The 10032-nt window shown below is 61.5% G+C and carries 9 protein-coding genes; 1 reads left to right on the top strand and 8 read right to left on the bottom strand.

The window, feature by feature from the left end; genetic code table 11:
* Positions 1-262 (bottom strand): hypothetical protein (locus WCA85_RS19595; RefSeq protein WP_424066536.1); only part of this gene is annotated, 262 nt, incomplete at its 3' end.
* Positions 263-445: 183 nt separating this feature from the next.
* The gene (locus WCA85_RS19590) at positions 446-922 is read right to left on the bottom strand and encodes a nitrate reductase associated protein (protein WP_424066535.1); all 477 of its coding nucleotides are present in this window, start codon (positions 920-922) and stop codon (positions 446-448) included.
* Between the two features lie 138 nt (positions 923-1060).
* On the opposite strand from WCA85_RS19590, the gene fdhD reads away from it, so the two are divergent.
* Positions 1061-1891, top strand: coding sequence for a formate dehydrogenase accessory sulfurtransferase FdhD (gene fdhD / locus WCA85_RS19585; protein WP_424066534.1), 831 nt, complete (start codon positions 1061-1063; stop codon positions 1889-1891).
* A gap of 59 nt (positions 1892-1950) precedes the next feature.
* Here fdhD and WCA85_RS19580 read toward each other — a convergent pair whose 3' ends face one another.
* The 6 genes from WCA85_RS19580 to WCA85_RS19555 all read right to left on the bottom strand — a co-directional run.
* The gene (locus tag WCA85_RS19580) at positions 1951-2721 is read right to left on the bottom strand and encodes an enoyl-CoA hydratase (protein WP_424066537.1); all 771 of its coding nucleotides are present in this window, start codon (positions 2719-2721) and stop codon (positions 1951-1953) included.
* 132 nt (positions 2722-2853) lie between these two features.
* Positions 2854-4053 carry an acetyl-CoA C-acyltransferase gene (locus WCA85_RS19575; RefSeq protein ID WP_424066533.1) on the bottom strand — a complete coding sequence of 400 codons (1200 nt, stop codon included), beginning with the start codon at positions 4051-4053 and terminating at the stop codon, positions 2854-2856.
* An 83-nt stretch (positions 4054-4136) separates the two neighbouring features.
* On the bottom strand, positions 4137-6572 hold the full coding sequence (locus WCA85_RS19570) for a 3-hydroxyacyl-CoA dehydrogenase/enoyl-CoA hydratase family protein (protein ID WP_424066532.1): 2436 nt from the start codon (positions 6570-6572) through the stop codon (positions 4137-4139).
* A gap of 136 nt (positions 6573-6708) precedes the next feature.
* Positions 6709-8496, bottom strand: coding sequence for an acyl-CoA dehydrogenase C-terminal domain-containing protein (locus WCA85_RS19565; RefSeq protein ID WP_424066531.1), 1788 nt, complete (start codon positions 8494-8496; stop codon positions 6709-6711).
* A 100-nt stretch (positions 8497-8596) separates the two neighbouring features.
* Positions 8597-9196, bottom strand: coding sequence for a TetR/AcrR family transcriptional regulator (locus WCA85_RS19560; protein WP_424066530.1), 600 nt, complete (start codon positions 9194-9196; stop codon positions 8597-8599).
* Between the two features lie 232 nt (positions 9197-9428).
* A partial coding sequence (locus WCA85_RS19555; RefSeq protein WP_424066529.1) for a phospholipase D-like domain-containing protein occupies positions 9429-10032 on the bottom strand: 604 nt, incomplete at its 5' end.

Here is a 10032-nt window from a genome sequence, read left to right as displayed (position 1 = left end):
CAGATGTCGTCATGGCCGACGCGGCGTCGGGCCTGCCGGGTTCACCGGTGGCCTCGAAGCGCCCAAGCGTCGCGAGGCCGGTGTCGAGCGCGGCCCGATAGGCGTCGAGATTCTCGCGGATGTCAGTCGAGCGCAGCGTGCGAAGAGCCGCCTCGCGTTGCCCACAGATTTGCGTATAGGCGACGAACGCGTTTGCGCCGACCGCGGCGGCGACGACTGCCAGATTGATCAGCAGCCGCTGCCTCGATAGAAAAGAAGTCATGGGTTCCGAACGTTATTCGTTCTGCCGGCGGGAGCGCGCTGGGTCGCCGCTTTGTGTGCGTCGTTCAGCCTGCCGCTGAAACTGCCGGGTCTTTTACGCGCCAACTTATGGATAACGGCGGCGTTCGGAACAGCTTGAGGGTGAAGGGTGAAAATATTTTGTTGGCGAGCTAGGCAGCCTGACCTAATCGCCCAGCCCGAATTCCTTCATCGCCGGGACAAAGTCGTGGTTGCTTTCGGGCTTGCGCGACAGTTTGGCCAGCACATAGCGCTTGAACGGGTCGAGCCGCGCCCATTGATCGGTGCTCGGCGCGTGCAGGCTCGCGAGGCTGGCCTGTTGCATGACGCCGTCCGGCACGCTATCCGTGCGGCGCCATGCGGGCGCTTCTTCGGGTGTGAACCAGTCGGGTTCGACGTTGGCATGCGTGCGTAGCATTTCGAAAAGTGCGTGGTCGAAGTTCGGCTCGATCACGGCGTCGTCTTCTACAGGAAAGCGCGCCAGCAGTTTGCGGTCTTCCTTCGGCAGCATCTGCCATTGAGCGAGCGAGATGCGCAGCCCGAAACGGTCCAGATTGAAACGTACAGCCATCGGGATGTAGGTGAGATCCTCCGAAGACTCGGCTTCGAAGTCGAACAGGAGGGGTGCTTCGGTGAGTCCCATGACAGTGTCCTCGTGGATGGCAGGCAACATGCAAACCCGGCTTGAGGTATTTTAGAACCTTATTGGCGCAACGGCGGCCCAGCTTGGGGGCACTTGAACTGGCAGCCGCGCGCGCCGGATCGGTTAAGGAGTCGGGTTTTGAATGAACTGGAAACGGCCGGCCAACCGGGCGCGGTGGAACAGCAGGTGCGCCGGCATCGCGGCGCCGCAGTGGAGAGCGTCACCGACCACGTCGGTCAGGAATGGCCGGTGGCGCTGGTTTTCAACGGCATTTCGCATGCGGTGATGATGTGTACGCCGCGCGATCTGGAGGCATTCGCGGTCGGTTTTGCGATTTCCGAAGGCATTGTGGCGCGCGGCAGCGACATTCAGGACATCGAAGTCGAACTGCACGACGGCGAATTACCGCATGCCGAAGTGCAATTGCAGGTGGTGCAACAGGCCTTTGTCGCGCTGAAGGAAAAGCGCCGCGCGCTGGCCGGGCGAACCGGCTGCGGCGTGTGCGGCATCGAAAGCATCGATTTGCTGGATCTGAAACCCGAGCGTGTGCCGGACACCGGCTTTTTGCAACGGTTGGCACCGGATGCGATTGCCCGCGCAGCGCGTGAGTTACCTGAACATCAGGCGCTCAGCCGTCTGACCGGCGGTTTGCACGCGGCCGCATGGTGCGACGCATCAGGCGCAATACAACTTGCGTTTGAAGACGTGGGGCGCCACAACGCACTCGACAAGCTGATCGGCCAACTGATCCTGGACCGCGCCGATACTAAAGAGGGCTTCGTGTTCCTGTCGAGCCGCGCAAGCTACGAACTGGTGCGCAAAGCCGCGCGCGTCGATGTGCCGATGCTCGCGACGATCTCGGCTCCGTCGTCGCTGGCCATTGCGATCGCCCGCCGGGCGAGTGTGCGGCTGGTGAGCTTCTGCCGCGAGGCGGGCTACGTCGATTACGACACGGCGGCGGCGACCTGAACCGTAATCTAAGCGACGACCCAAGCGGTGACCATGCCCCGCCAGGCCGCCTGCCCAGCTCAATCAAACTGCCGGAAATCCGGCTTGCGCTTTTCGAAGAACGCCTTGAACGCTTCACGCGCCTCTGGCGCGAGCAGCATCTTGCCGAAGTGCACCGCCTCGTCGCTCATTTGAGTCTGCAGTTCATGCTGGCTGGCACGCTTCATCAGCGTCTTGGTGACGCGCAGTGAGGCAGCCGGCAACGACGCCAGCTTGGCCGCCTGTGCGAGCGCAAAGGCGTCGACTTCAGCAGCAGGCAGCAGGCGGTTCACGAAGCCCATGCGCTGCGCTTCGCGCGCGTCGAAGGCGTCGCCCAGCAGCAGCTTTTCAGCGGCAACCTGATAACCGGCCACGCGCGGCAACAGCAAGCTCGACGCCGCTTCCGGGCACAGTCCAAGCTGCGCAAACGGCAACGAGAAAATCGCGGTGTCGGCGGCGTAAACCAGATCGCAATGCAGCAAAAGCGTCGTGCCGATACCGACCGCCGGGCCCGCCACCGACGCCACCACCGGCTTTTCCGCGGCGCTGATCGCCCGCAGGAACTGGAACACCGGCGCGCTTTCGCCCATCGGCGGCGTCTTCATGAAGTCTTCGAGATCGTTGCCAGCGCTGAAGATGCCCGCGCTGCCGCGAATCAGGATGGCGCGTACCGCAGCGTCGGACTGTGCTTCGACCATTGCATCGGCCATGGTCTGGTACATCGCGGCCGTGATCGCGTTCTTCTTGTCCGGGCGGTTGAATGCAATTGTCAGCACGCCGTCTGCGCGCTCGACCAGAATATCCATCGTCATCTCCTCGTTGTACTGCTCACAGCGGTTCAATGCGGTTCACTGCGCCATGCTGCGGCTGAATGGAAAAACGGTTCGCCAGCCGCGCGGCCTGCGAACCGTTCTGCGGTCTTCAAGGGACCGGGGCGAACACGATTACAGACGCTCAATGATGCCCGCTGCGCCCATCCCCGTACCGACGCACATGGTGATCATGCCGTACTTGTAGTTGCGGCGACGCAGGCCGTGTACGACCGTCGACGCACGAATCGCGCCCGTCGCGCCGAGCGGGTGGCCCAACGCAATCGCGCCACCCAGCGGGTTGATCTTCGACGGATCGAGACCCAGATCCTGGATCACCGCCAGCGACTGTGCAGCAAACGCTTCGTTCAGTTCGATCCAGTCCAGATCTTCCTGCTTCAGACCCGCTGCCTTCAGCGCGGCCGGAATCGCTTCTTTTGGACCGATGCCCATGATTTCCGGCGGCACGCCGCGCACGGCGAAGCTGACGAAACGCGCGAGCGGCGTCAGATTGAATTCCTTCAGCATCTTTTCCGACACGACGATCAGCGCGCCTGCGCCGTCCGACGTTTGCGAGCTGTTACCGGCCGTGACCGAACCCTTGTTGGCGAACACGGTGCGCAGCTTGGCGAGGCCTTCCATGGACGTGTCCGCGCGCGGACCTTCATCCAGCGAAACTTCGCGCGTCTTCACCTTCACTTCGCCGGTGGCGAGGTCAGGGAAGCGCTCGGTGATCGTGTAGGCGGCGATTTCGTCGTTGAACTCACCGGCTTGCTGCGCGGCGAACGCGCGACGGTGCGATTCGACCGAGAACTGGTCCTGCGCTTCGCGGCTGATCTTCCAGCGCTCGGCGACCTTCTCGGCCGTCAGGCCCATGCCGTAAGCGATACCGAAGTCTTCGCTGCGATCGAAGATGTGCGGCGACATCGACGGCTTGTTGCCCATCATCGGCACCATGCTCATCGATTCGCAGCCGCCCGCGATCATCGCGTCCGACTCGCCGACGCGGATGCGGTCAGCGGCCATCGCCAGCGCGGTCAGACCCGACGCGCAGAAGCGGTTCACTGTGACGCCACCCACCGAGTTCGGCAGACCGGCCAGCAATGCGCCCATCCGCGCGACGTTCAGGCCTTGCTCCGCTTCCGGAATCGCACAGCCAATGATCGCGTCTTCGATCACCTTGGTGTCGAGGCCCGGCACTTGCGCCACGGCCGACTTGATCGCGTGGACCAGCAGCTCGTCCGGGCGCGTGTTCTTGAACATGCCGCGCGGCGCCTTGCCGATCGGCGTACGGCTCGCTGCGACGATGTATGCGTCTTGCAATTGCTTTGTCATTTAAAGCTCCTTTGTCGACGGGAGTTTGCGCATTAGCGCTTACTCCCGTCCCATGCAATTTGTTGCGGTCGGATCGTCGTGCCTCAGTTGCGCACCGGCTTACCGGTTTGCAACATGCCCATGATTCGTTCCTGCGTCTTTTGCGTGCCGAGCAGATCGACGAACGCACGGCGCTCGAGTTGCAACAGCCATTCTTCGTCGACCAGGCTGCCCGCTTCGACATCACCACCGCACACGGCTTCAGCGATGCGGCTCGCGATCAGATAGTCGTGCTCGCTGATGAAGCGGCCATCACGCATGTTGACGAGCGACGCCTTGATGGTCGCGATCGCCGAGCGACCTGCCACCGGCACCTGCGTCACGCGCAGCGGCGGACGGTAGCCCGCAGCCGACAACGCACGCGCTTCTTTCTTGGCAACGTCGAGCAGTTCGAACACGTTGAAGACGATCGTGTCGGACGGCTTCAGGTAGCCCATCGTCCGGGCGTCCAGCGCGGAGGCCGAGACCTTGGCCATCGCGGCGTTCTCGAACGACTTCTGAACAAACTTCAGCAGATCATTCGTAGCGCCAACTTGCGTAGCGGCTTCCGCAGCACGCAGCGCGGCTTCCTTCAGACCACCGCCTGCAGGCACCAGCCCCACACCCACTTCCACGAGACCCAGATAGCTTTCGATGTGCGCGACACGCTTTGCGCTGTGCAGCGCCAGTTCGCAACCACCGCCAAGCGCAATCCCAGACACAGCAGCAATGACCGGCACACTGGCGTACTTCACACGCAGCATGCCGTACTGGAATTTCTTCACGAACGGCTCGATGCCCTTCGCACCGCCCATCATGAACGCGGGCATTGCTTCTTCGAGGTTCGCGCCTGCGGAGAACGGACCACCCGGCGTGCCGAGTTTCAGCGACGTGGGTTGCCACACCACCAGGCCCTTGTAGTCCTTCTCGGCCAGTTCGATTGCCTGCGTCAGACCGTCGATGACCGACGGTCCAATCGTGTTCATCTTGCTCTTGAACGAGACGATCAGGACGTCGTTCTCGCCCGCGCGGTCGTCGACCCATGCGCGCACGGCTTCGGTTTCGAACAGCGTCTTGCCGTAGGTCTTCGGATCGACACCCGTCTCGCCGACCAGCGGCGCGCGGAATACTTGCTTGTCGTAGACGCTCAACGACGAGCGCGGCACGAACGTCTTCGAAGCCGGCGACCACGAACCTTCGTTCGTGTGTACACCGCCCTTTTCTGCAACCGGACCTTCGAGCACCCATGACGGCAGCGGTGCCGTCGACAGCGCCTTGCCAGCCGCGATGTCTTCCTGCACCCACTCGGCAACCTGCTTCCAGCCGGCCGTCTGCCAGCCTTCGAACGGACCTTCGTTCCAGCCGAAGCCCCAGCGGATCGCGAGGTCTACATCACGCGCGTTGTCTGCGATCGATTCCAGATGCACGCCGATATAGTGGAACACGTCCCGGAAGATCGACCACAGGAACTGCGCCTGCGGATGTTCCGATTCGCGCAGCAACTTCAGACGCTCTGCCGGCGGACGCTTCAGGATACGGCCCACCAGTTCGTCGGCCTTTGCGCCACCGTCGACGTACGTGCCCGTCTTCGGATCGAGCACCTTGATCGCCTTGCCTTCCTTCTTGTAGAAGCCGCCGCCGGTCTTTTGACCCAGCGCGCCCTTCTTCACCAGTTCGGCCAGCACGGCAGGCGTTTCGTAGACCGGGAAGAACGGATCGTCCTTCAGGTTGTCCTGCATCGTCTTGATGACGTGCGCCATCGTGTCGAGACCGACCACGTCAGCAGTGCGGAACGTAGCGGACTTCGCACGGCCCAGACGTGAACCGGTCAAATCGTCCACTTCATCGAAACGCAGACCGAACTTGGCCGCTTCGGTGATCACGGCGAGGATCGAGAAAATGCCGACGCGGTTGGCGATGAAGTTCGGCGTGTCTTTTGCACGCACGACACCCTTGCCGACCACGCTCGTCAGGAACGATTCGAGTTGATCGAGGATTTCCGGACGCGTCGTCGCGGTCGGGATCAATTCGACCAGATGCATGTAGCGCGGCGGATTGAAGAAGTGCACGCCGCAGAAGCGCGACTTCAGTTCATCCGAGAAACCTTGCGACAGTTCGGTGATCGATAGACCCGACGTATTGCTCGCGAAGATCGCGTTCGGGGCGATATGCGGCGAGACCTTCTTGTACAGGTCGTGCTTCCAGTCCATGCGTTCAGCGATCGCTTCGATCACGAGGTCGCATTCGGCGAGCTTCTCGATATCGTCGTCGTAGTTGGCGGCCTGGATGTATTGCGCGTCGTCCTTCACGCCGAACGGCGCCGGCGACAGCTTCTTCAGATTCTCGATCGCCTTCAGGGCGATGGCATTTTTCGGGCCTTCCTTTGCGGGCAGGTCGAACAGCAGCACGGGCACCTTGGCGTTAATCAGGTGCGCGGCGATCTGCGCGCCCATCACGCCGGCGCCGAGTACGGCTACCTTGCGAATGATCAGATTGCTCACGTCGTTCCTCCGGGGAGTTATGCGGTGTCGCGTAGGGGTCCGCGCTTCAGCAGCGCGGGTTTCTCGCAATGTGTGGCGTTGGCCGTTGAGGACGCCACGCTGAATGCTCAGACGTGGCGCTTGCCTTGATGTGTGCTTAGAACAGCGATTCTTCGACTTCCATCAGCGACTTCGAACCGGCGCGTGCCTGGCGAATCGTCATGGCCGTTTCCGGCAGCAGCTTCGCGAAGTAGAAGCGTGCGGTGGCGAGCTTGGCCTTGTAGAACGGATCGCCGGAAGCTTCCTTGTCCAGTGCGATGCGTGCCATGCGCGCCCAGAAGTACGAGAACACCAGGTGACCGACGGTACGCAGATACGGTACAGCCGCGGCGCCGACTTCGTCCTGGTTCTGCATCGCCTTCATGCCGATTTCCATGGTCAGCTTCTGCACCTTGTCGCCGATATCGGCGAGCGGGTTCACGAATTCCTGCATTTCCGGCTTGATGCCTTCAGCTTCGACGAATTCCGTCACCAGCTTGCCGAAGCGCTTCATCTTCGCGCCCATGTCGCCGAGGATCTTGCGGCCCAGCAGGTCGAGCGCCTGAATCGCGTTGGTGCCTTCGTAGATCATGTTGATCCGCGCGTCGCGCACGTATTGCTCCATGCCCCACTCGGCGATAAAGCCGTGGCCGCCGTAGATCTGCATGGCGTGGTTGGTGCTTTCGAACGCGTTGTCCGAGAGGAATGCCTTCAGGATCGGCGTGAGCAGTGCGACCAGATCCTCCGCTTCCTTGCGCACCGATTCATCAGCGTGCGACAGTTCCTTGTCGATGTGCAGCGCAGACCAGTACGAGAACGCCCGCGCACCTTCGGCGTAGGCTTTCTGCGTGAGCAGCATGCGGCGCACGTCCGGATGCACGATAATCGGATCAGCGGCTTTTTCCGGCGCCTTCGGGCCGGTCAGCGAACGCATCTGCAGGCGCTCTTTCGCGTATGTCAGTGAATTCTGGTAGCCAATTTCGGTCAGGCCCAGGCTCTGCATGCCGACGCCCAGACGGGCGGCGTTCATCATCACGAACATGGCGTTCAAGCCCTTGTTCGGCTCACCGACCAGCCAGCCCTTCGCGTTGTCCAGGTTGATCACGCAAGTAGCGTTGCCGTGAATGCCCATCTTGTGTTCGATGGAGCCGCACTTCACGCCGTTGCGCTCACCGGGTTCGCCTGACCCGTTCGGCACGAACTTCGGCACGATGAACAGTGAAATGCCCTTGGTGCCCTTGGGCGCATCCGGCAGACGCGCGAGCACCAGGTGAACGATATTCTCCGCGAGATCGTGTTCGCCACTGGAGATGAAAATCTTCGTACCACTGATGGCGTAAGAGCCGTCGCTATTCGGCTCGGCCTTGGTGCGCAGGATACCGAGGTCCGTGCCGCAATGCGGTTCGGTCAGGCACATCGTGCCGGTCCAGGTGCCGGAGACCAGCTTGGGCAGATACATCTGCTGCAATTCTGGCGTACCGTGCGCATGCACGCACTCGTACGCGCCGTGCGACAGACCCGGGTACATGGTCCAGGCCTGGTTCGCCGAGTTGAGCATTTCGTAGAGCGCGTTGTTGACGAACGCAGGCAACCCCTGGCCACCGTATTCCGGATCGCAACCCAGCGCCGGCCAGCCAGCTTCAACATATTGCTTGTAGGCTTCTTTAAAGCCCTTCGGCGTGGTCACGACGCCGTCGCCGACGTACGTGCAGCCTTCCTGGTCGCCGCTCTGATTGAGCGGGAACAGCACTTCGGAGCAGAACTTGCCGGCTTCTTCGAGCACGGCATTGATCGTGTCTGCGTCGAGATCCGCGTGCTTCGGCATCTGCTTGATTTCGGCCTCGACGTTAAGCAGCTCGTGCAACACGAATTGCATGTCGCGCAATGGCGCGGCGTACTGTCCCATGACTCTCTCCAAAGTTTGACAAGAAGCCAGGCTGTCAGCTCAGGTCCGTGTGGTTGGGACCCTTTCAGCGCCGCTGAATCCGTCGGATCCGGCCGCCCCGCTAACGGCTTTCGCTTTGATACGAAATAATCAGTTTTTCGAGCGCGGCCCACGTGAGACGCACCGCATCGGGCAAATGCAGGAAGCGTGCGTCGTGATGCAGGCCGAGCGTGAAGCTGTACAGTTCGAAGAGCATCAGTTGCGGATCGGTGTCCGGCCGCAAATGCCCTTCTTCCATTGCCTGCGAAATCGCCCGGGTCAGCGCCGCACGCCAGATCGTTACGCTCGACACCAGTTGCTCACGCACCTGGCTGTCCGCGCGATCGTCGTACTCGACCGCACCGCTGATGTAAATGCACCCAGTGGTGACTTCCTGAATGCGCTTCTCAATCCAGCGGGAAATCATGGCGCGCAACCGGGGCAAACCACGCGGTTCACGCAAGCTCGGGAAAAACACCTCGTCTTCAAATCGACGGTGATATTCGCGCACCACTTCGACCTGCAGGTCTTCGCGCGACCCGAAGTGCGCAAACACCCCACTCTTGCTCATCTGCATGCGCTCGGCCAGCAGCCCAATCGTCAGACCTTCTAGTCCGTCGCGGCTTGCCAGATCGAGTGCTGCTTCGAGAATCGCGGCTCGCGTTTGTTCGCCTTTTCGCATAGCTGTTTTACCGTTCTTATGTGACCGAAAGAAAATCGAACGGCCGTACTATTATTAAGTGGTGCCGTCCGCGAAACAAGGACTTTATTAGAAACCGGTTTCTAACTGGAGCTTCAATTTTGCGTCATACGTCAATCAGACGACGGACATTTTTTAGAGGCATTTATCTGTCCAGTTTTGCGGTGCGTCAATCGGCGACGCCCGGCGCGATTGGCGCGCGGGTTTATCCTGGCTAGTCGTAGCCGCCGACCGTCAGCAGCTTCATCACGGTCCGGTAGGCCGTATAGGCCAGCCAGTTCAGCATACGTTCGTGAGCCGGACGCGCTTCGTAGTGCGCGAGATCAATACGGCGCGATTCGTCGAAGGCGACGAGGATCGACTCGCGTAGCACGTCGATCTGGCGGTCGCCCACCAACACCACGTTGGCCTCGTTGTTGAGCATGAGACTCAGCGCGTCGAGGTTCGACGAACCCACCGTACCCCAGTTTGAATCGACTACGGCCACCTTGCCATGCAACAGGGTCTTTTCGTATTCCGCGATTTTCACCCCGGCTTTGAGCAGCGAGCGGTACAGAAAGGGCACGGCGTAGTCGAGCGCCGCGAACTCCTTGCGGCCAATGATCAGTTTTACTTCGACGCCGCGCCGCGCCGCAAAGGTCAGCGCCCGGCGCAGCTTGCGCCCCGGCATGAAGTACGGATTAGCGAGCAGCACCTCGGTGCGCGCCTGGCCGATCGCGGTCAGATACGCCTTTTCGATCGTACGGCGATTGATCAGGTTGTCGCGCGCAACGAAGGCGACAGCAGGCTCGCCGGCGCCGCGCAGATCGGCGCTGCGG

It is taken from the genome of Paraburkholderia sp. (genome assembly GCF_049581445.1).
Classification (GTDB): Bacteria; Pseudomonadota; Gammaproteobacteria; order Burkholderiales; family Burkholderiaceae; genus Paraburkholderia.
The sequence above is the reverse complement of the archived record's forward strand: the minus strand, read 5'-3'. Positions and strand labels throughout refer to the sequence as shown.